The sequence below is a fragment of the Citrobacter sp. MNAZ 1397 genome (assembly GCF_023613995.1).
GTDB lineage: Bacteria > Pseudomonadota > Gammaproteobacteria > Enterobacterales > Enterobacteriaceae > Phytobacter > Phytobacter ursingii.
Map to the genome: position 1 here is coordinate 70726 of NZ_JAKIVH010000009.1, position 21983 is coordinate 92708.

Consider the following 21983-nt stretch of genomic DNA (forward strand, 5'->3'; position numbering starts at 1 on the left):
GACGTTTACTTAGTATTTCATCTTTTTTGCTCGGGAGAAGCATGTCGGGAAGTCAATCAAGGTTGAGCCGCCGCAGATTGTTACAAGGGGCGGGCGCTATGTGGTTATTGAGCGTGAGTCAGGTCGGTCTTGCCGCCGTCAGTCAGGTGGTGGCGGTGCGCGTCTGGCCTGCGTCAACCTATACTCGCGTGACCGTTGAGTCTAACCGTGTGCTTAAATATCGCCAGTTTGCGCTCAGCAATCCGGATCGGCTGGTTGTTGATATTGAAGACGTAAACCTGAACTCCGTTTTGAAAGGGATGGGGGCACAAATTCGCGGCGATGATCCCTTTATCAAATCTGCGCGCGTTGGGCAGTTTGATCCAAAAACGGTGCGTATGGTGTTCGAGCTTAAGCAGGATATTAAGCCGCAGCTCTTTGCCCTTGCGCCGGTAGCGGGGTTTAAAGAACGTCTGGTGATGGATCTTTATCCGGCGAACGCGAAAGATGTCCAGGATCCGCTGCTCGCGCTTCTGGAAGAATACAACCAGGGCGATCTGGAAAAACAGGTACCGCCTGCGCAAAGCGGGCCGCAGCCGGGGAAAGCGGGACGGGATCGACCGATCGTTATTATGCTTGATCCGGGCCATGGCGGTGAGGATCCGGGCGCCATTGGTAAATACCGGACCCGTGAAAAAGATGTGGTGCTGCAAATTGCCCGTCGCCTGCGCGCGTTGATTGAGCAGGAAGGCAATATGAAAGCCTACATGACGCGCAATGAGGATGTGTTTATCCCGCTGAAGGTACGTGTCGCGAAAGCGCAGAAGCAGCGCGCCGACCTGTTTGTTTCAATTCATGCGGACGCCTTTAGCAGTCGCCAGCCGAGCGGTTCGTCGGTCTTTGCCCTCTCAACCAAAGGGGCGACCAGTACTGCGGCGAAATATCTGGCGGAAACGCAGAATGCCTCCGACTTGATTGGTGGGGTGAGCAAAAGCGGCGATCGCTATCTCGACCACACGATGTTCGATATGGTGCAGTCGCTCACTATCAATGACAGCCTTAAATTTGGCAAAGCGGTGCTCAATAAGCTGGGCAATATTAATAACCTGCATAAAAACAGTGTCGAACAGGCCGGTTTCGCGGTACTGAAAGCGCCGGATATTCCGTCGATTCTTGTTGAAACGGCGTTTATCAGTAACGTGGAAGAAGAGCGTAAGCTTAAGACGGCGAAGTTCCAGCAAGAGGTGGCGGAGTCGATTCTGGCAGGGATTAAGGCGTACTTTGCCGATGGCGCAACGCTGGCGAGAAGAGGCTAGTTTTTAGGCATATTTTTATTCGCGGCGGCAACACAATGAATCCCCGGGAGCGTACAACGGTACGTGACGGGGGGAATGAGGGCAGTCAACAAAGGTGCAGCAAGAAGGGCAAAGAATAAAAACAAAAAAACACCCATAAGGGTGTCTGTTGTATTGGTTGCGGGGGCCGGATTTGAACCGACGACCTTCGGGTTATGAGCCCGACGAGCTACCAGGCTGCTCCACCCCGCGTCCGTCTTTACTCTTCATCGAGTAAATGTGCATCAGATTGTTATTGGTTGCGGGGGCCGGATTTGAACCGACGACCTTCGGGTTATGAGCCCGACGAGCTACCAGGCTGCTCCACCCCGCGTCCGCGTTTACTCTTCCATCGAGTAAATTTACTTCTTATTTTAATTGGTTGCGGGGGCCGGATTTGAACCGACGACCTTCGGGTTATGAGCCCGACGAGCTACCAGGCTGCTCCACCCCGCGTCCGTGGATGCGCACTATACTCCGCTAACATTATGATGCAACCCTTTTTTAACGGAATGGCGGATTAGCGTGACATTTGTATAAAAACAGTACGATAAGATTGTTTTTTGTACTGCATTTGCGTCAGGTTGCGCAATCGCATTTCATTAGCAGGGGCGGTTTGTTATCTTCATCACGCTCCGGATTAACCAGAAGATGAGAGAAATGAAAGGACGTTGGGCAAAATATCTACTCGCAGGCGCAATGGCAGCACTTCTCGCCGCCTGTACTTCAAAGCCGACCGATCGCGGTCAACAATATAAGGACGGGAAATTCTCCCAGCCTTTCTCTCTGGTAAACCAGCCTGATGCGACTGGCGCACCGATTAACGCGGGCGACTTTGCCGAGCAGGTGAATCAAATCCGCACCGCTTCTCCACGCCTCTATTCAGGACAGAGCAACGTTTATAATGCGGTACAGCAGTGGCTGCGTTCGGGGGGCGATACCCGCACGATGCGTCAGTACGGTATCGATGCCTGGCAGATGGAAGGGGCAGATAACTACGGTAACGTTCAGTTCACCGGTTACTACACACCGGTCATACAGGCACGCCACACCCGCCAGGGCGAGTTCCAGTATCCGATTTACCGCATGCCGCCCAAACGAGGGCGTCTGCCTTCCCGCGCCGAGATTTACGCAGGCGCATTAAGCGACAGCTATGTGCTGGCGTATAGCAATTCGCTGATGGATAACTTCATCATGGATGTTCAGGGCAGCGGCTATATTGATTTTGGCGATGGCAGCCCGCTTAACTTCTTTAGCTATGCTGGCAAAAATGGCCATGCCTATCGCAGCATCGGGAAAGTACTGATCGACCGTGGCGAGTATAAAAAAGAAGATATGTCGATGCAGGCTATCCGCCACTGGGGTGAAACCCACAGCGAAGCGGAAGTGCGCGCGCTGCTGGAAGAGAACCCGTCATTCGTCTTCTTTAAACCCCAATCTTATGCGCCGGTGAAAGGGGCGAGTGCAGTTCCGCTGATTGGTCGCGCCTCCGTGGCCTCCGATCGCAGCATTATCCCGGCGGGGACCACGCTGCTGGCAGAAGTGCCGTTGCTGGATGTGAATGGCAAATTTACCGGTCAGTATGAATTACGGCTGATGGTGGCGCTGGATGTCGGCGGTGCAATCAAAGGCCAGCACTTTGATATTTATCAGGGCATTGGCCCGGATGCGGGTCACCGCGCCGGGTGGTACAACCATTATGGCCGCGTGTGGGTGCTGAAAACCGCGCCGGGGGCGGGTAACGTCTTTAGCGGCTGAGTGTGATACGCTAAAATTGGTTTTTAAAAATAATGGATTTATGGAGTGGTGTCGCCCCGGATGGCGGCGCAAGCGCCTAATTCGGGCTACGGTCCTGTAGCCCCGGTAAGCGCAGCGCCACCGGGGAGAGTCCCGGATGGCGGCGCAAGCGCTTAATTCGGGCTACGGTCCTGTAGCCCCGGTAAGCGCAGCGCCACCGGGGAGAGTCCCGGATGGCGGCGCAAGCGCTTAATTTGGGCTACGGTCCTGTAGCCCCGGTAAGCGTAGCGCCACCGGGGAATTCCCCTAATTTCATCGCTCCAGGGTTGTCAGCAACATCATGGGTGAGGGAGAAACCTCACCCGTTTTACATCTGAGGTCTTATGTCTGTGGTAATTAGCGATGCCTGGCGTCAACGTTTTGGCGGCACGGCGCGTTTATACGGTGAAAAAGCGCTGCAACTGTTTGCCGATTCACATATCTGCGTCGTTGGTATCGGCGGGGTCGGTTCATGGGTTGCTGAGGCGCTGGCGCGAACGGGAATTGGCGCTATTACCTTGATCGATATGGATGATGTTTGCGTGACCAATACCAACCGGCAAATTCATGCCCTGCGCGATAATGTCGGACTGGCGAAAGCGGAAGTAATGGCGCAGCGCATTTCACTGATCAACCCGGAGTGCCGCGTCACTGTGATTGATGATTTCGTGACGGCCGATAACGTCGCCCAGTATATAGGGGCCGGTTACAGCTACGTGATTGATGCCATCGATAGCGTGCGCCCTAAAGCGGCGCTGATCGCCTGGTGCCGTCGCAATAAAATTCCGTTGGTGACAACCGGCGGTGCGGGTGGACAGATCGATCCGACGCAAATCCAGGTGGCCGATCTGGCGAAGACTATTCAGGATCCGCTGGCAGCGAAACTGCGCGAGCGCCTCAAAAGCGATTTTGGCGTGGTCAAAAACAGCAAAGGCAAACTGGGTGTGGATTGTGTTTTTTCCACCGAAGCGCTGGTTTACCCGCAGGCAGATGGTTCAGTGTGCGCCATGAAAAGCACGGCAGAAGGGCCGAAACGGATGGATTGTGCATCAGGTTTTGGCGCCGCGACCATGGTGACCGCCACCTTTGGTTTTGTGGCGGTGTCCCATGCACTGAAAAAAATGATGGCAAAAGCGGAGCGTCAGGCAAGCGCCTGACGTGCAGCATCCTGCACGGCGGCGGCCAGGGCCGCCAGCCCCTGATTACGTGAAGCGCTAAGCTCGGTGCGTAATCCCAGTTCGTCAAAGAGCGCCAGCGGATCGCCCGCCAGCAATGCCTGCGGCAGTTTGCCTTCAATGGCGGTCAGCAGCACGGCCAACATACCGCGTACGATCCGACCTTCGCTGTCGCCAAAAAAATGCAGCGTGCCGTTTTTTGCTAGTGTATATCCCAGCCAGACACGGTTTTCACAGCCAGCAATCTCACGCGCCTGCGCTTTGAGTTCATCGGAAAGCGAGGGTAACTGTTTGCCCAGCAAAATCAGCTGGCGGTATTTGTCTTCCCACTGTTTGAGGGGAAGAAAGGTCTGGCGTAGCGTCTCTTCGGTAATGGTGTGACCAAAGGGATGCCCGGCAAATGCGACGTTAATCATCAATCCACCAGTAAATCTAAGGCGCGGTCAACGGCGTCAACCAGCGCGTCCACATCATGTTGAGTATTATAAGGCGCGAAAGAGGCGCGAAGCGTCCCTTTTACCCCAAGCGCTGCCAATAGGGGTTGCGCGCAATGTTGCCCAGCTCGCAGGGCGATGCCATAACCCGACAGCAGAGTAACCATATCGCTGTGATGTACGCCGTCAAAATCGAAGGCCAGCAGGCTGGAATCCTGGCAGCGGAAAGAGCGAAAGCCTGCGCGTTTAGCAAGCGCGTCTTCAGCAAGCGTCGCCAGCCCACGGCTGTAGCTTTCCGCCTGGGCGATATCAACACCATCAAGCCACTCCAGCGCCGCGCCCAGACCAATCACCCCGGCCACATTTGGCGTCCCGGCCTCAAGTTTGTACGGTACAGGCTGCGTCTGAAAACCCTCAAATGTCACCTCGGTAATCATTTTGCCGCCGCCTAACCATGGTGACATGGCCTCCAGCAGATGCGATTTACCGTACAGCACGCCGACGCCCGTTGGGCCATAGAGCTTGTGACCAGAAAAGGCATAAAAGTCGATGTCCAGACGCTGAACGTCTGCCGGGAAGTGCACGACCCCCTGTGCGCCATCCACCACCACGACCATGCCTGCCTCGTGAGCAATAGCGATAGCCTGCTCCAGGTTCGGGCAACCACCAGTGACGTTCGACATCTGCCCCAGGGCGAGAATGCGGCTGCGTGGGGTGATAAGCTGCGGTAATTGACTGATATCAGGAAGGTTATCTGCTCCCAGCGGCAGCTTGATCACCCGTGCGCCGGTCTGTTCAGCAACCATCAGCCACGGTACCAAATTAGCGTGGTGCTCGGCTTCGCTGACGATGATTTCATCGCCGGTATTCAGACGAGGACGTGCATAACTTTGCGCAACCATATTGATGGCTTCGGTGGTACCGCGCGTCCAGACGATGTTCTTGCCCGACGGGGCATTGAGCAGCGTCGCCACCCGATCGCGGGCGGACTCGTAACGCGCTGTCAGTTTTTGCGCTTCGGCGAACTGGCTGCGGTGTACATTACCGGCGCTCAGGCTATAAAACTGCTGCGTTGCATCGATGACCGCCTGCGGTTTTAGCGCTGTGGCTGCGCTGTCCAGATAAATACCGGCATCGGCGAGCGCGGGAAACTGGGCGCGAAACTGCGCCGGGTTGAAAGCGTTCATGGTATTCCTCGTATCAATCTGTTGATCGTCGCGCAAATTTCTCCCCGGAGCAAGGAGGTTGATAACCATCGGAATTGTCTGTTTGTCCATGCAACCTTCTGTAAGCAGGTTATGCTATTTAGTGTTAGATGGATGTTTAAGCCTGTCAGTTATTGAGGTTTATTTAGCATTAATTGCTATGAGGAGAAGAAGATGAAAAAGACTGCTGCAATTATTTCTGCCTGTTTATTTACTTTTGCACTGAGCGCCTGTTCCGGTCCTAACTACGCCTTACACACCAATGACGGGCGTACGATCGTCTCCGACGGGAAACCGAAGACTGATGATCAAACCGGTATGATTTCGTATAAAGATGCCAACGGCAACGAACAGCAAATCAACCGTAGCGATGTGAAAGAGATGGTTGCGCTGGAGAAGAAATAACGCCGTTTTTAGGGCAAAAAAAAGCACCGCAATCTTGCGGTGCTACATTAATCACTATGGACAGACAGGGTAAATGTACAGGAAGTGAAAAAGGGTAGTCTCGCTACCGTGGCCTGAATTTCAGACCAATTGCAAACACAACAACACAACATCACAACCGTAAGCCAAAAGCCCTTCAGAACACGCATTCCAAAAAAAGCTTCTCGTTCCGGCTCAGGAAGTGCCGCCACTATAGGTATTTGCTGGTAGAAGCTCAACGGACAAATTATAATGGCTCAGATAAAAAAAACTAATAGGTTACATGTTGTTTCCTGTTTGTTAAAACGCCTTAACATCTAAGCCTGATAACCATGTCCAAGCGATTACCACCCCTTAATGCATTACGTGTTTTTGATGCTGCAGCACGCCATTTAAGTTTCACGCGCGCGGCAGATGAGCTATTTGTGACGCAGGCCGCAGTAAGCCACCAAATCAAGTCTCTCGAGGATTTTCTGGGGCTCAAATTGTTTCGTCGGCGTAATCGTTCTCTGCTATTAACCGAGGAAGGGCAGAGTTATTTTCAGGATATTAAAGAGATATTTTCCCAACTGACCGAAGCCACGCGTAAACTCCAGGCTCGCAGTGCGAAAGGGGCGTTAACGGTCAGTTTGCTGCCCAGTTTTGCCATTCAATGGATGGTGCCCCGCCTCTCTAGCTTTAACTCAGCTTATCCGGGAATCGACGTTCGAATTCAGGCCGTAGATCGTCAGGAAGACAAACTGGCGGATGATGTTGATGTGGCCATTTTTTATGGTCGCGGCAACTGGCCGGGGCTGCGTGTTGAAAAATTGTACGCGGAATACCTGCTGCCGGTCTGCTCACCGTTATTATTAACCGGCGATAAGCCTTTGAAAACGCCGGCAGATCTTGCGCAGCACACGCTGTTGCACGATGCGTCTCGTCGGGACTGGCAAACTTATACGCGGCAATTGGGTCTTAGTCTTAACGTTCAGCAGGGACCTATTTTTAGCCATAGCGCGATGGTGCTACAGGCAGCAATCCATGGACAGGGGATCGCACTGGCCAACAATGTGATGGCACAGTCCGAAATTGAAGCAGGCCGTCTGGTCTGCCCATTTAATGATGTTCTGGTCAGTAAGAACGCGTTTTATCTGGTTTGTCATGACAGCCAGGCAGAACTGGGTAAAATAGCCGCCTTTCGACAGTGGATCCTGGCAAAAGCGGCAAGCGAACAGGAAAAATTCCGTTTCCGCTACGAACAATAATTGTACGCGCGGTAAGCGCATGACTTTAGGGTACGCACATGACCAGCCGTTTCATGTTGATTTTCGCCGCTGTGAGCGGTTTTGTTTATGTCGCGCTGGGAGCATTCGGCGCGCATGTTTTAAGTAAATCGATGGGTGTTGTTGAGATGGGCTGGATCCAGACCGGCCTTAACTACCAGGCATTCCATACGCTGGCGGTTTTGGGACTGGCGGTGGCGATGCAGCGTCGTATCAGCATCTGGTTTTACTGGAGTAGTGTATTTCTGGCCCTGGGCACGGTGTTATTTAGCGGCAGTCTGTATTGTCTGGCGCTTTCACATCTGCGTTTGTGGGCCTTTGTCACCCCTGTTGGCGGCGTCTGCTTCCTGGCAGGGTGGGTGTTAATGTTTATTGGTGCAATCCGTCTGAAACGTAAGGGCGTTGTTCATGAATAAAGTTGTTTTACTGTGCCGCCCTGGTTTCGAGAAAGAGTGTGCCGCAGAGATTACCGACAAAGCCGGACGCCGTGAGGTGTTTGGTTTTGCCCGCGTTAAAGAGAACGCGGGTTATGTCATTTTTGAATGTTATCAGCCTGATGACGCGGACAAACTGGCGCGTGAACTGCCGTTCAGTTCGCTGATCTTCGCCCGTCAGATGTTCGTGGTAGGCGAGCTGTTACAGAATCTGCCGCCGGAAGACCGCATCACTCCGATCGTGGGGATGTTGCAGGGTGTCGTGGAAAAAGGCGGTGACTTACGCGTTGAAGTGGCAGACACCAACGAAAGCAAAGAGCTGATGAAGTTCTGCCGCAAATTCACCGTGCCGCTGCGTGCGGCGCTGCGTGAGGCGGGTATTCTGGTTAACTACGAGACGCCGAAGCGTCCGGTGGTGCATGTGTTCTTTATTGCGCCAGGCTGCTGCTATACCGGCTACTCTTACACCACCAACAATTCACCGTTTTATATGGGTATTCCGCGTCTCAAGTTTCCTGCCGATGCGCCGAGCCGCTCAACGCTGAAACTGGAAGAGGCGTTCCATGTGTTTATCCCGGCCGATGAATGGGACGAGCGTCTGGCGAACGGTATGTACGCGGTGGATCTGGGCGCCTGTCCTGGCGGCTGGACCTATCAACTGGTGAAGCGCAACATGTGGGTTTTTTCGGTTGATAATGGCCCGATGGCGCAAAGCCTGATGGATACCGGGCAAGTAACCTGGCTGCGCGAAGATGGCTTCCGCTATCGTCCGAACCGTAACAACATTTCATGGATGGTCTGCGATATGGTGGAAAAACCCGCCAAAGTCGCCGCGCTGATGGCGCAGTGGCTGGTTAATGGCTGGTGTCGAGAGACCATTTTCAACCTCAAGTTGCCGATGAAAAAGCGCTATGAAGAGGTTTCTCAGAATCTGGCGTATATTCAGGAACAGCTAAAAGAACATGGCATTAATGCCGAAATCCAGGCGCGCCAGCTTTACCATGATCGCGAAGAAGTGACAGTCCACGTCCGTCGCTGGTGGGCTGCGGTGGGGGGACGTCGCGACGAGCGCTAAGCCTCTCCTGTCAAACTGACCTGCCTGGCAGGTCAGTTTGCTCGCCAGCTTTTACAGACTACATGCCGGTGTGATCCCTTTCTTTACTACTACATTGCCGATGAGCTCTCTCCGGCCTGGGTATGACGTTACCCGTAGGCTGGTTACCGAGAAAGACGCAGTTGCTGCAAATTACCGTCAATATGGATATCCGTTTGCAGGCGTGAGATATCGCGGCATACAAAGGCCATCTCCTTATGCTCAGCAAGCTTTTTGCGCCACTTTTCCGGCACCTCGTCCAGACGGGCATAAATACCCTCCAGATCCTGAAAGTCGGTCAGCAATTGCGCCGCGCTTTTCGGGCCTATCCCTGCGACCCCCGGTATTTTTGAACTGCTGATGCCCGCAAGACCCCAGTAGTCGGGGAGTTGCCGCGGCGAAACGCCAAATTCGCTGGCGATAAAGGGAGTATCCAGCCAGCGCTTTTGAAAATAGTCGCGAATGCGGATGCCCGGCTCCAGAAGCTGACAATAGCCTTTATCTGTCGAGATAATGGTGGCCTGATGTCCTGCTGTTGCCACTTTACAGGCTAGCGTGGCGGCCAGATCGTCAGCTTCGTTGCCCGGCGATACCCAGCTTTGTACGCCGCGCTGCGCAAATGCAGCACGCAGGTCCGGCATCTCATCATGCAGGGTTTCCGGCATCGGCGGTCTTCCTGCTTTGTAATCGGGCAACCTCTGGTGTCGCCAGCTTTGGTTGCGGGCCTCATCGTCAAATACGGCGACCGCATGGGTGGGTTGGCTGTGGAGAATCAGCTGATCCAGCGCGTGCTGGCAGGTGGTGACGCAGGGCGACCCCTGAACTGCATGAATACGTCGAATAAGGTTGAGCGCGTCAACAATGAGCAGATGGATAGCCACCGTTCCCTCCAGGCCATGATACAGGCGCTCAGGGTAACATTGACGGAGCCAGGAGACTATCCGCAGCAGGGGATTCGGGAAGACGCCTCGTAAAACGAGGCGTCGGATGATTAATCGCAGGCCACGATTTTCATCGCCAGCCCACCGCGAGAGGTTTCGCGGTATTTGGCGTTCATATCCTTGCCCGTTTCGTACATGGTCTCGATAACTTTATCCAGGCAAACGCGCGGCTCGCTGGTCCGGCGTAGCGCCATCCGCGCGGCGTTCACCGCTTTTACCGAGGCGATGGCGTTTCGTTCGATACAGGGTACCTGTACCTGCCCGGCCACCGGGTCGCAGGTCAGGCCAAGATTATGCTCCATGCCGATTTCTGCGGCAATGCACACTTGAGCCGGGCTGCCACCGAGCAGTTCAGCCAGCCCGGCGGCGGCCATAGAGCAGGCGACACCGACTTCACCCTGGCAACCCACTTCCGCGCCGGAAATCGAGGCGTTCATCTTATAGAGCGAGCCAATAGCGCTGGCAGTGAGCAGATAGCGCGCCAGCGAGTTAGCGTTGACCTCACGGATAAACTTGTCGTAGTAGGCCAACACTGCCGGCACAATGCCGCAGGCGCCGTTGGTCGGGGCTGTCACCACACGACCGCCCGCCGCGTTTTCTTCATTGACGGCCAGCGCGAACATATTAATCCAGTCGACCACTGCCATCGGATCGCTGGTGGTTTTATCGCTGCTCACCAGCAGGCGCCGCAACGCCGCCGCCCGGCGCGGAACGCGCAGTTTGCCCGGCAGTACGCCTTCGGTGGTGATACCGCGTTCGATTCCACTGCGCATGACATCCCATACGGCGGAAAGATGCGCCTCCAGTTCTGCCTTACTGTGCAGCGCCAGTTCGTTTTGCATCATCAGGCCGGAAAGGGAGAGTCCGCTTTCACGGCAGTTCTGCTGCAACTCCGCCGCGGATTTGTACGGATAAGGAACGGCGACAGGGGCGTCATTGCTCTGGCCAAAGTGAGCTTCATCAACAATAAAGCCACCGCCGATAGAGTAATAAGTCTGGCTATACAGAACTTTTTCACCGTTCAGGGCGGTGATGCGCATCCCGTTTTCATGCAGCGATAAATTATCTGCATGGAAATTCATGCACTTATCGACCGGAAACTCCACTTCATGGGCGCCATTTGCCAGCAGCAGCCGCCCGTGGGTATTAACGTCCTGAATAAAATCAGGAATGGCGTCGATATCCACCGTGTCCGGCAGGTTTCCTGCTAGCCCCATAATGATGGCGATATCGGTATGGTGACCTTTCCCGGTCAGTGAGAGGGAACCGTAAACGTCAACCACAACGCGGGTGACGTTTTGCAGCATGTCGCGTGCGATCAGGTCGTCCGTGAACTGCTTACCGGCTTTCATTGGCCCAACGGTGTGAGAACTGGAAGGGCCAATACCGATTTTAAAAATATCGAATACGCTGATCATGATGCAGTATCCATAGCTAAGAAGATCAGAGGAAAAGCGCCGTCGTGCTGACGGCGCTAAGGGGTTAGCTGAACAGAGAGAAGAAGATAGCGGAGATAGCAATAAGACCCATCACAACCACGAAAAGGTTGCTGATATGGCCGCTGTATTTACGCATAGCCGGTACTTTATGAATGGCGTACATCGGCATCAGGAACAGAATCATCGCGATAATCGGGCCGCCCAGGGTTTCGATCATCCCAAGAATGCTCGGGTTCAGCGTCGCAACGGCCCAGGTGGTCACCAGCATAAACAGCGCGGTGATTTTGTTCAGTTTATTGATTTCAATTGATTTTCCTTTGCCGCGCAGAGATTTAATCACCATGCCGTTAAAGCCTTCGCGCGCACCAAGATAGTGGCCGAGGAAGGATTTGGTAATGGCAATAATCGCGATAATCGGCGCCATCCAGGCGATAACTGGCGCGTTAAAGTGGTTTGCCAGGTACGACAAGATGGAGATGTTCTGTGCTTTTGCCGCGGCCAGGTCTGCCGGGGAGAGGCTCAGTACACAACTGAACACAAAGAACATCACGGTCAGTACCATCATGATGTGCGCGTAAGAGAGAATGCGCGCACATTTACGTTCGGCCTCGACGCCGTATTCTTCGCGTTTTGCGACAGCGAAAGAGGAGATAATCGGTGAATGGTTAAAGGAGAACACCATCACCGGAATCGCCAGCCATAGCGTCATCCACAGACCATTGCCTGTCGCATTTGCATTGCTCAAAGAGAGGGTATCCAGTGCGCTGGTACTCCACTGCGGAACCAGATACAGCGCCAGCATCATCAGTGCGACCACAAACGGGAATACCAGAATACTCATCGCTTTGACGATCATTTGCTCGCCAAAACGAACGATGGTCATCATGCCGACAATCAGAATCAGCGACAGGATAGCGCGCGGCGGCGGGGTCAGGGCCAACTGGTGGGTCATAAAGCTTTCCACCGTATTGGTAATCGCCACGCTATAGACCAGCAGGATCGGATAGATAGCAAAGAAATAGAGCAGGGTAATCAGCTTGCCAGCGCCTTTACCGAAGTGTTCTTCTACGACTTCGGTGATATCTTCCCCTGGGTTTTTACCAGAAAGGACGAAACGGGTCAGGCCGCGGTGGGCGAAGAACGTCATGGGGAAAGCGAGAATCGCCATAATAATCAGGGGGATCATCCCACCAACACCCGCGTTAATGGGCAGGAACAGAACCCCTGCGCCAATGGCGGTGCCATACAGTCCGAGCATCCACATGGTGTCCGTTTTACGCCATGCGCTTCGCGTCTCAATTGAAGCAACGGTGCCGGTTTGAGTCGTTTCCATCTAATATCTCCAGGGAAGTAAATGCCGTTTTTTGGTCAAATCCAATGCCAAAGAACACGGCGGTAATACGAAATTCTGCGCTTTTACGGTTTTCTTATAATTTCTTCTCGTAACTATTGGCGGGCGGCACGATACATTTATGTTATGAATGGATCAGTGATCCCGATCGCAAATGCAATAATCCACTTTTTATATGGTTAATGTTGGGGTAAAGCTCTGCTAACTGATCGCCGCATGAAATTTATGGGCGCGAAGGCTATCATTAGCGGAATTCACAAGCAAAGTGTGTAAGTTAAAACGCGATAAAAGAGCTGCCTGATTTGCGTGTTTTAGCGTTTTATCAGCATTAATATCGGTTTTGTGAATGTTTATTTGTTACGTCAGGGCGACGCAAACGATTGGCTGGCGCGATAATCCAAAGGGCGGCATAGGCCGCCCTTATGGTTCAGGTGCAAATTTCGTAGCAAGGAATGTAGGCCGAGCCCGGGAGCTTCATACGGTGCTGAGCGACGAAGCCTTGTAGTAAATCATCCATGCGACGCATCATGTCGCGGTCACCATGGATTTTATACGGGCCGTATTTTTCAATGGCCCGGATACCCATTTCCTTCACGTTACCGGTGACGATACCCGAGAAGGCCCGACGCAAATCGGCTGCCAGAACTTCTACGGGTTGGTCAGGATAAAGTTTCAGGTTGGCCATGTTTTCATGCGTCGGTTCGAACGGTACCTGGAGATCCGGCGCAATGCGGATTGACCAGTTAAAGCTATAGGCATCGCCCGTTTCGCGACGGTTCTCTTTCACCAGTGGCATGGCTTTTTTCATCAGGCGGGCCACTTCGGCAGCGTCGTTAATGACAATGCGATAGTGGCGACGTGCGCTAACCCCCAGCGTATTGACGATAAACTCATCCAGCACGCGGAAGTAATCGGCACTCTCTTTCGGCCCGGTCAGAATCAGCGGCAATACCTGATCTTTGTTGGCCGGATTCATCAAAATGCCCAGCAGATAGAGTAGCTCTTCTGCCGTACCCACACCGCCCGGGAAGATGATGATGCCATGGGCGATACGGACAAAGGCTTCCAGACGTTTTTCAATATCCGGCATGATGATCAATTCATTGACCAGCGGGTTAGGCGGCTCAGCGGCAATGATAGAAGGTTCGGTCATACCGATGAAACGACCGTCTTTATAACGCTGCTGTGCATGTCCCACTGCCGCGCCTTTCATTGGCGCTTCCATCGCACCTGGACCGCAACCGGTGCAGATGTTCAGTTCGCGCAGGCCCAACTGGGTGCCGACGCGGCGCGCATACAGGTATTCCGTTTCGTTAATGGAGTGACCGCCCCAGCAGACGACCATGTTCGGCGCTTCACCAACGTGAAGCGCACGGGCATTGCGCAAAATAGAGAAGACCAGGTTGGTGATATGAATAGAGTCTTCAAGATTCAGATGCTGGAGTCGCCCGGCGCTGTGAATTTGTCCATTCACAAATAAAATATCGCGCAGGACGGCGAAGAGGTTTGCCTGCAGAGAGCGAATAATACGCCCGTCGACAAACGCCTCTTCCGGCGGGTTGATAAGCTCCAGTTTTACGCCGCGTTCACGGCGTAACACATTGATATCAAAGCTTTCATAACGAGATAACAGTTCTTTACTGTTATCTGTCAGACTTCCGGAGTTAAGTACTGCGAGTGAACAGTTACGAAACAGTTGATACAGGTCGCTACTGGCCGTGCGTTTCAGCATGTCGACTTCCAGTTGCGACAACATATCCATCGAGCCAAGCGGGCTAATATGTGTAATCAAGTGAACTCCTTACGGGATGAAAATTGTATCTTCCCTGATGATTACAATAGCCTCGGGTTATGACGTTTAACAACCTGCTGCGATGAATCTCCCTCGCAGATAGCAAAAAATAGTGCCTTTACTGACGAACCAGGCGCCCGGTTGCGGGAATAAACGGGGTGTTAGTGCGCCACGGGTTGATATCCAGCCCACCGCGTCGGGTATAGCGGGCGTAAACACTTAAGCTCTCCGGCTGACAAAAACGCTGAATATCGGTAAAGATGCGCTCGACGCACTGCTCATGGAATTCGTTGTGATGGCGGAATGAGACCAGATAACGCAGCAGTTTTTCCCGGTCAATTTTCGGACCACGATACTGGATTTGCACAGAGCCCCAGTCAGGCTGGTGGGTAATCAGACAGTTGGATTTCAGCAGATGGCTGACCAGCGTCTCTTCTATCACTTTGCCGCTTGCCGCGTCGGTAAGCAGATTGGCATCGAAGGCGTAGTTATCAATGACGATATCCTGATCATCAATGCAACTGCCGTGGAAGTGGGCAATCGGCTGGCCTTCAATTTCATCGAGTCGGTACAGGGCAACCGTCACAGCGCCTTGCGCGCAGGCGCTCAGATCGCGCTCAAGTGTGTCACGCACCTCGTCCCAGCTTGCGAAGCGGGTCTGGTTGAAGCTGTTGAGGTAGAGCTTAAAGCTTTTGGATTCCACCAGATTGATACTGGCGTAGTTCAGCTCTACATGACCGACTGCTACCTGCGGCAGACCCCTGGCATTAAGCCAGGACAGCTCATACAACGTCCAGATATCTGCGCCATGGAAGGGCAGACTCTCTGCTTTTAATCCCAGCGGATCGCGGTTCAGGCTGCGGGGAACGCCTTGCAGCAGGCTGGCGTCGTAGCGATCGCGGTAGTCGGTGGTTTTGCCAAGCGTCAGGCCAGAAAGCGCCTGGTGGTTATCATAGGAAGACATGTTTCATCGCCATATTTACGGGTACACTAATAGGCAAAGTGTATCCTGGCTTAGATAGAGAGAGAAAGCGGTGGAAAAAGAGATAGCCCTTGCCCTGAAAGCGTTTACTAAACGCTATTGCGATGCATGGCAGCAGTCGTACGGTACCTGGCCGCAGAGTGAAGAGTTGTATGGCGTGCCCTCACCGTGCATTATCTCGTCGACCGATACCCTCGTCACGTGGCAGCCACAGCCCTTTTTACCAGAGCAAAATGTAAACGCGATTGAACGTGCGATGGATATTATGGTACAACCTGCGCTTCGCGCGTTTTATGCCACACAATTTGCCGGGGATATGCAAGCGACGTTCCGTGGGGAAACGCTTACACTACTGCAAACCTGGAGCGCTGACGACTTCCAGCGAGTGCAGGAGAACCTGATTGGCCACCTGGTGACCCAGAAAAGACTCAAGCTTTCGCCTACACTTTTTATTGCTACGCTGGACAGCGACATTGATGTGATTTCGCTGTGCAATCTAACTGGCGAGGTGATTAAAGAGACATTGGGCACTCGCAAGCGTACGGTCCTTTCCTCAGATCTTGCGGACTTCCTCAATCAACTTGAGCCTGTTCTGTAATCTTTATTGCTACTCATCTTGTGAGAGATCTCTTACAAAGCTTGTGAGAGATCACCTGCACGCTTCAGCGTCATTTGCTCGCGCTTATTTTATTTATTCACTAAAATCAATAGGTTAGTAAAAATAACCTTAGTTAATTTATAGTCAACAGGGAAAATATTTGCCTTAGGCGCACTTGTAAGACGAAGAGGAATGGGTAATTCTATCTACGTCGACACGGAGTCGCACACTGAAACGAACATCAGGATGATGTTGTTTCGAGACGGGATACACCAGGATGGTGCTTCACGGACAGGCTTCTGGATAAAGTAAAAGGGAAAATGCAGGAACGCATTAAAGGACACCTCCAGGAGGGAGAATGAGAGCCGGTCGGGATGTTCGGCGGATCAGGAAGATCAAGGACACGCTTTACGGATGAGGCTAATCCACATCGGGGTGGTGTGGGCAGGATGCGCTAGTTTAAGGATGAACAAGGGTCAGGAGACCCGCAGGAAAAGTTGTCAAGGATGAGCAGGGAGCACGAAAAGTAGCTGGATTGCTGCGAAACGAACCGGGAGCACTGTTTTTACAGTGCTCCCTTTTTTTATTTCTCGCCACAGATGCTATCCTGCGCGCCAGTCTGTTTGTTATCGAGGTTTTCATGACGCTTCCTTCCCGCGTGCGCCAGCAATTACAGCTTATTGAGGCGCTGTTACGTGAGCACAACCAATGGCAGTCCGTCGCGCCGGACGCCAGCGTATTCAACAGTACTCAACCTTTCTGTATGGATACCCTCGAGCCGTTCGAGTGGCTGCAATGGGTATTGATTCCCCGCATGCACGCCTTGCTGGACGGTGAACATCCGCTGCCCGAATCCTTCGCTATTGCGCCTTACTACGAAATTGCGCTCGACTCGACGCATCCCGCGCGCGATGTCATTCTTGTGCAGCTGCAAAAACTCGATGCGCTCTTCTCAGATGACGATGCCTGATGCTTGAAATTATCTATCAGGACGAATGGCTGGTTGCGGTGAATAAACCGTCAGGCTGGCTGGTACACCGAAGCTGGCTCGATCGCGATGAAAAAGTGGTGGTGATGCAAACCGTCCGCGACCAGATTGGTCAGCATGTTTTTACTGCGCATCGTCTCGACAGACCCACCTCCGGCGTACTGCTGATGGGGTTATCGAGTGAGGCGGGACGCCTTCTGGCGCAGCAATTTGAGCAGCACCAAATACAGAAGCGTTACCACGCCATTGTGCGCGGCTGGTTGATGGATGAAGCGGTACTGGATTATCCGCTGGTTGAAGAGCTGGATAAAATCGCAGACAAATTTGCCCGCGAAGATAAAGGCCCGCAGCCAGCATTGACGCACTATCGCGGTATGGCGACGACCGAAATGCCGGTGGCGACCAGTAAATTTCCTACCACGCGTTACGGCCTTGTCGAACTGCTCCCACAAACCGGGCGTAAGCACCAGCTCCGTCGCCATCTCGCCCATTTACGCCACCCGATTATCGGTGACAGTAAACATGGCGATTTGCGTCAGAACCGCAGCGCGGCAGAGCACTTTGGCTGTAACCGCCTGATGCTCCATGCCAGTCAGTTAACGCTCACTCACCCGTTTACTGGCGAACCGCTGACGCTACATGCCGGGCTGGATAATGTCTGGATGCGGGCGTTGTCGCAATTTGGCTGGCAGGGACTTCTCCCTGATAATGAAAGGGTTGAGTTTGTCTCGCCGTGCGGTCAGGATGGCGAGATTCACATTTAACGCAAGGAGTGAGCACCATGGCGGAAGTCGGAATTTTTGTTGGCACGATGTACGGCAATGCGTTGCTGGTTGCCGAAGAGGCGCAAACGATTCTGAACGAACAGGGGCACAGCGCGACGGTATTTGAAGATCCGGAACCTGCAGACTGGGATGCATATAAAGATAAATATGCGCTGGTGGTGACATCGACGACCGGGCAGGGAGATTTACCGGACAGTATTGTGCCGTTGTTTCAGTACATTCGTGACAAGATCGGGTACCAGCCAGCGCTGCGTTATTGTGTGATTGCCCTGGGCGACAGCACATATTCACATTTCTGCGGCGGCGGGAAACAGTTTGACGCGTTATTGCAGGAACAACGTGCACAGCGCGTGGGAGAGGTTTTGCTGATCGATGCCAGTGAGGATCCTGAGCCTGAGTCGGTTTCTAACCCGTGGGTGGAGAATTGGGCGACACTGTTAAAATAAGGTTTTGCCCTCCCCCTACAGGAGGGCTACCCACTTATTTGGCCGTAAGCGGTAAAATAGCGACGTGGCACATTATGCGGTAACTGAATCGAGTAAGCTTTGGGCGTTTGCCTGCAAAAACACCCTTCTTCCCGCGAGCTAAAAGGGCATTTACACTGCGTCAAGCGATACGTTTCACATTATTCAAAACAGGCTGACTTTTAACCAAATGTTAGCGCCCCAACTTTTCATTTCCGTGAGTTAGTCCCCATCCCCCTGGGCTTTTGCAAGAAACCTTCATGCCGTGACCGGACAATGTTGTGTTGTTGCACGGTGAGAGTTCAGGTACCCCTTTTTATACTTTTCCCGCAAGTTAAAAAAACGCAGTACGCAGGGAATAGCGACCCGGCAGTAAAACTGCAAAAAACACAGATACATCATTCGGTTCACCCCTACAGGTTGTCCTGTTCCGGATGAATGTACATGAACATTTATGCTTCGGGAGTACAACAATGAGTACATTAAGCCAAGCAGCGAGCAGCGCTGAAAAGCGTACCAATGCTCGCTACTGGATAGTGGTGATGTTGTTTATCGTCACATCCTTCAACTACGGTGACCGGGCCACGCTGTCAATCGCCGGTTCAGAAATGGCCAAAGATATTGGCCTTGATCCCATCGGTATGGGCTATGTTTTCTCCGCGTTTTCCTGGGCCTATGTAATCGGGCAGATTCCAGGCGGCTGGCTGCTTGACCGCTTTGGTTCCAAACGTGTTTATTTCTGGTCCATATTTATCTGGTCCCTGTTTACCCTGTTGCAAGGGTTTGTCGATATTTTCAGTGGCTTCGGCATCATCGTTGCCCTGTTCACCCTGCGCTTCCTGGTGGGGCTGGCTGAATCACCCTCTTTTCCTGGCAACAGTCGCATCGTTGCGGCCTGGTTCCCGGCCCAGGAAAGGGGCACGGCAGTGGCGATTTTCAACTCCGCACAGTACTTCGCAACGGTCATTTTCGCACCGATTATGGGGTGGTTAACGCATGAGGTGGGCTGGTCGCACGTGTTCTTCTTCATGGGTGGTCTGGGGATCGTTATTAGCTTCATTTGGCTGAAGGTGATTTACGAGCCGAACCAGCATCCTAAAGTGAATAAGAAAGAGCTCGAATACATCGCAGAAGGCGGCGCACTGATCAACATGGATCAGAAAAGCGACAAAGCGAAAGTACCATTCAGCGAAAAATGGGGACAGATCAAGCAACTGCTTGGCTCCCGTATGATGATTGGCGTTTATCTCGGTCAGTATTGCATCAACGCCCTGACATACTTCTTTATTACCTGGTTCCCGGTTTACCTGGTTCAGGCTCGCGGTATGTCTATTTTGAAAGCCGGCTTTATCGCGTCCATCCCGGCAATTTGTGGTTTTGCGGGTGGTGTGCTCGGCGGGATTATCTCTGACTGGTTAATGCGTCGTACAGGCTCTCTGAACATTGCACGTAAAACACCCATCGTGCTTGGTATGTTGCTCTCCATGGTGATGGTGTTCTGTAACTATACCGACGTCGAATGGATGATTATCGGCTTCATGTCCATGGCCTTCTTCGGTAAAGGCATCGGTGCGTTGGGTTGGGCGGTTATGGCCGACACGGCGCCGAAGGAAATCAGCGGTCTGAGCGGTGGCCTGTTCAATATGTTCGGTAACATCTCCGGTATCGTTACCCCGATTGCTATCGGTTACATCGTTGGGACTACAGGGTCATTTAACGGCGCGCTGATCTACGTTGGTATCCATGCTCTGGTGGCAGTATTGAGCTACCTGGTATTGGTGGGTGATATCAAACGTATCGAACTGAAACCTGTCACAGGACGATAATTATGAGTACGCAAGCAAGCCCCGTCATTACAGACATGAAAGTCATTCCGGTTGCCGGGCATGACAGCATGCTAATGAACATTGGCGGCGCGCATAACGCTTATTTCACACGTAACATCGTAGTACTGACAGACAACGCCGGTAACACCGGCGTTGGCGAAGCACCGGGTGGGGAAGTGATTTACCAGACGCTGGTGGATGCTATCCCGATGGTGCTGGGGCAGGAAGTCGCGCGACTGAACAAAGTGGTTCAGCGTGTTCACAAAGGTAACCAGGCGAGCGATTTCGACAATTTTGGCAAAGGCGCATGGACCTTTGAACTGCGTGTTAATGCCGTGGCCGCGCTTGAAGCCGCCCTGCTTGACCTGTTAGGTAAAGCGCTGAACGTGCCGGTCTGCGAACTGCTGGGGCCGGGCAAACAGCGTGATGCAGTCACCGTGCTGGGCTATCTGTTCTATATTGGCGACCGCACCAAAACCGATCTGCCCTACCTCGATAAAACCGACGGCAACCACGACTGGTACCGTCTGCGTCACCAGGAAGCAATGAACAGCGACGCGGTTGTGCGTCTGGCCGAGGCATCTCAGGACCGCTATGGTTTCAAAGACTTCAAACTGAAAGGCGGCGTGCTGCCTGGCGAGAAAGAAATTGATACGGCCCGCGCCCTGAAAAAACGGTTCCCGGACGCGCGTATCACCGTGGACCCGAACGGCGCCTGGCTGCTTGATGAAGCGATCGAACTGTGTAAAGGCCTCCAGGATGTATTGACCTACGCAGAAGATCCGTGTGGCGCTGAGCAGGGTTTTTCCGGGCGTGAAGTGATGGCGGAATTTCGTCGTGCCACCGGTTTGCCTGTCGCCACCAACATGATAGCGACCAACTGGCGCGAAATGGGCCACTCGGTCATGCTGAATGCGGTAGACATCCCGCTGGCAGATCCGCACTTCTGGACGCTGTCGGGTGCGGTACGCGTGGCGCAATTGTGCGATGACTGGGGCCTGACCTGGGGTTGCCACTCCAACAACCATTTCGATATCTCGCTGGCAATGTTCACCCACGTTGGGGCGGCGGCACCGGGTAATCCGACGGCCATCGACACCCACTGGATCTGGCAGGAGGGCGAAGCGCGCCTGACGAAACAGCCGCTGGAAATCAAGCGCGGGCAGATTGCCGTGCCGGAGGCGCCGGGTCTGGGCGTGGAGATTGACTGGGCGCAGATTGAAAAAGCCCATGCCATCTACAAAAGCCTGCCAGGTGGTGCGCGTAACGACGCGGGTCCGATGCAGTACCTGATCCCCGGCTGGAAATTTGACAGAAAACGCCCGGTATTTGGACGTCAGTAACAGACAAAAGGATCCACGATGAGCACGCAAAGTTCGACGCCTGTTGTTACCTCCGTAAAAGTCATCCCGGTTGCCGGGCATGACAGCATGTTGATGAACCTGAGCGGCGCGCATGCGCCGTTCTTCACCCGTAACATCGTCATCATCACCGACAATGCCGGCAATACCGGCGTCGGCGAAGTCCCCGGCGGCGAAAAAATCCGCCAGACCCTGGAAGACGCCGCCCCGCTGATTGTCGGCAAAATCCTCGGCGCCTACAAAAACGTCCTCAACGGGGTGCGCAGCGCCTTTGCTGACCGCGACGCCGCGGGCCGTGGCCTGCAGACCTTTGACCTGCGCACCACCATCCACGTGGT

At 53.4% G+C, this 21983-nt stretch carries 20 protein-coding genes, 3 tRNA genes and 1 pseudogene; 14 read left to right on the forward strand and 10 right to left on the reverse strand.

Annotated features, from left to right (window positions below):
- Positions 1 to 41 precede the first annotated feature (41 nt).
- On the forward strand, positions 42 to 1295 hold the full coding sequence (amiC, locus tag L2097_RS24270; protein ID WP_071845827.1) for an N-acetylmuramoyl-L-alanine amidase AmiC: 1254 nt from the start codon (positions 42 to 44) through the stop codon (positions 1293 to 1295).
- 154 nt (positions 1296 to 1449) lie between these two features.
- Here amiC and L2097_RS24275 read toward each other — a convergent pair.
- From L2097_RS24275 to L2097_RS24285, 3 genes are all read right to left on the reverse strand, one after another.
- Positions 1450 to 1526: transfer RNA gene (locus L2097_RS24275), tRNA-Met, on the reverse strand.
- Between the two features lie 44 nt (positions 1527 to 1570).
- Positions 1571 to 1647 (reverse strand) — tRNA-Met (locus tag L2097_RS24280).
- Between the two features lie 45 nt (positions 1648 to 1692).
- Positions 1693 to 1769, reverse strand: a tRNA-Met gene (locus L2097_RS24285).
- 204 nt (positions 1770 to 1973) lie between these two features.
- Here L2097_RS24285 and mltA point away from each other — a divergent pair.
- Together mltA and tcdA are read left to right on the forward strand one after the other, a co-directional pair.
- On the forward strand, positions 1974 to 3071 hold the full coding sequence (gene mltA, locus L2097_RS24290) for a murein transglycosylase A (protein ID WP_047369043.1): 1098 nt from the start codon (positions 1974 to 1976) through the stop codon (positions 3069 to 3071).
- Positions 3072 to 3433: 362 nt separating this feature from the next.
- On the forward strand, positions 3434 to 4246 hold the full coding sequence (gene tcdA / locus L2097_RS24295; protein WP_250353829.1) for a tRNA cyclic N6-threonylcarbamoyladenosine(37) synthase TcdA: 813 nt from the start codon (positions 3434 to 3436) through the stop codon (positions 4244 to 4246).
- On the opposite strand, the gene csdE is transcribed toward tcdA, so the two are convergent.
- Together csdE and csdA are read right to left on the reverse strand one after the other, a co-directional pair.
- The gene (gene csdE / locus L2097_RS24300; RefSeq protein WP_250353830.1) at positions 4231 to 4680 is read right to left on the reverse strand and encodes a cysteine desulfurase sulfur acceptor subunit CsdE; all 450 of its coding nucleotides are present in this window, start codon (positions 4678 to 4680) and stop codon (positions 4231 to 4233) included. The two genes, tcdA and csdE, sit on opposite strands and share 16 nt — an antisense overlap.
- On the reverse strand, positions 4680 to 5885 hold the full coding sequence (gene csdA / locus L2097_RS24305) for a cysteine desulfurase CsdA (RefSeq protein WP_250353834.1): 1206 nt from the start codon (positions 5883 to 5885) through the stop codon (positions 4680 to 4682). Before csdA ends, csdE begins: the two co-directional genes overlap by 1 nt.
- Before the next feature lie 192 nt (positions 5886 to 6077).
- Here csdA and L2097_RS24310 point away from each other — a divergent pair, with 192 nt between their 5' ends.
- The 4 genes from L2097_RS24310 to rlmM all read left to right on the forward strand — a co-directional run bounded on the left by L2097_RS24310 (position 6078) and on the right by rlmM (position 9100).
- Entirely contained in the window at positions 6078 to 6308 is a 231-nt protein-coding gene (locus L2097_RS24310) for a YgdI/YgdR family lipoprotein (RefSeq protein ID WP_039077092.1), read from the forward strand.
- A gap of 350 nt (positions 6309 to 6658) precedes the next feature.
- Complete coding sequence (gene gcvA / locus L2097_RS24315; protein ID WP_047369047.1) at positions 6659 to 7573, forward strand: glycine cleavage system transcriptional regulator GcvA; 915 nt, start codon at positions 6659 to 6661, stop codon at positions 7571 to 7573.
- Between the two features lie 38 nt (positions 7574 to 7611).
- Entirely contained in the window at positions 7612 to 8007 is a 396-nt protein-coding gene (locus L2097_RS24320) for a DUF423 domain-containing protein (RefSeq protein WP_039077090.1), read from the forward strand.
- Positions 8000 to 9100: a 23S rRNA (cytidine(2498)-2'-O)-methyltransferase RlmM gene (rlmM, locus tag L2097_RS24325; RefSeq protein WP_047369048.1), complete on the forward strand. Its 1101-nt coding sequence runs from the start codon at positions 8000 to 8002 to the stop codon at positions 9098 to 9100. The genes L2097_RS24320 and rlmM overlap by 8 nt, the downstream gene beginning before the upstream one ends.
- 143 nt (positions 9101 to 9243) lie before the next feature.
- Here rlmM and xni read toward each other — a convergent pair whose 3' ends face one another.
- The 5 genes from xni to queF form a co-directional block, all read right to left on the reverse strand.
- Positions 9244 to 9999 (reverse strand): flap endonuclease Xni, encoded by a 756-nt coding sequence (gene xni, locus L2097_RS24330; RefSeq protein WP_047369049.1) that lies wholly within the window; start codon positions 9997 to 9999, stop codon positions 9244 to 9246.
- Between the two features lie 110 nt (positions 10000 to 10109).
- A complete protein-coding gene (locus L2097_RS24335) occupies positions 10110 to 11477 on the reverse strand; it encodes an L-serine ammonia-lyase (protein WP_085007643.1) in 1368 nt (455 codons plus the stop codon).
- 64 nt (positions 11478 to 11541) lie between these two features.
- A complete protein-coding gene (locus L2097_RS24340) occupies positions 11542 to 12831 on the reverse strand; it encodes an HAAAP family serine/threonine permease (RefSeq protein ID WP_250353831.1) in 1290 nt (429 codons plus the stop codon).
- A 445-nt stretch (positions 12832 to 13276) separates the two neighbouring features.
- Positions 13277 to 14641, reverse strand: coding sequence for a nucleotide 5'-monophosphate nucleosidase PpnN (ppnN, locus tag L2097_RS24345; protein ID WP_047369052.1), 1365 nt, complete (start codon positions 14639 to 14641; stop codon positions 13277 to 13279).
- A 118-nt stretch (positions 14642 to 14759) separates the two neighbouring features.
- The gene (gene queF / locus L2097_RS24350; protein WP_047369053.1) at positions 14760 to 15605 is read right to left on the reverse strand and encodes an NADPH-dependent 7-cyano-7-deazaguanine reductase QueF; all 846 of its coding nucleotides are present in this window, start codon (positions 15603 to 15605) and stop codon (positions 14760 to 14762) included.
- A 70-nt stretch (positions 15606 to 15675) separates the two neighbouring features.
- On the opposite strand from queF, the gene syd reads away from it, so the two are divergent.
- From syd to gudD, 7 genes and pseudogenes are all read left to right on the forward strand, one after another.
- On the forward strand, positions 15676 to 16221 hold the full coding sequence (syd, locus tag L2097_RS24355) for a SecY-interacting protein (RefSeq protein WP_047369054.1): 546 nt from the start codon (positions 15676 to 15678) through the stop codon (positions 16219 to 16221).
- 640 nt (positions 16222 to 16861) lie between these two features.
- A complete protein-coding gene (locus tag L2097_RS24360) occupies positions 16862 to 17191 on the forward strand; it encodes a YqcC family protein (RefSeq protein ID WP_047373179.1) in 330 nt (109 codons plus the stop codon).
- Positions 17191 to 17973 carry a tRNA pseudouridine(65) synthase TruC gene (gene truC / locus L2097_RS24365; protein WP_250353832.1) on the forward strand — a complete coding sequence of 261 codons (783 nt, stop codon included), beginning with the start codon at positions 17191 to 17193 and terminating at the stop codon, positions 17971 to 17973. The genes L2097_RS24360 and truC overlap by 1 nt, the downstream gene beginning before the upstream one ends.
- Positions 17974 to 17990: 17 nt before the next feature.
- Positions 17991 to 18440, forward strand: coding sequence for a flavodoxin (locus L2097_RS24370; protein ID WP_250353833.1), 450 nt, complete (start codon positions 17991 to 17993; stop codon positions 18438 to 18440).
- Between the two features lie 491 nt (positions 18441 to 18931).
- Positions 18932 to 20284, forward strand: coding sequence for an MFS transporter (locus L2097_RS24375; RefSeq protein WP_047369057.1), 1353 nt, complete (start codon positions 18932 to 18934; stop codon positions 20282 to 20284).
- A 2-nt stretch (positions 20285 to 20286) separates the two neighbouring features.
- On the forward strand, positions 20287 to 21627 hold the full coding sequence (locus tag L2097_RS24380) for an enolase C-terminal domain-like protein (RefSeq protein ID WP_047369058.1): 1341 nt from the start codon (positions 20287 to 20289) through the stop codon (positions 21625 to 21627).
- Between the two features lie 18 nt (positions 21628 to 21645).
- Positions 21646 to 21983, forward strand: a pseudogene (gene gudD, locus L2097_RS24385) (glucarate dehydratase); the annotation flags it as partial.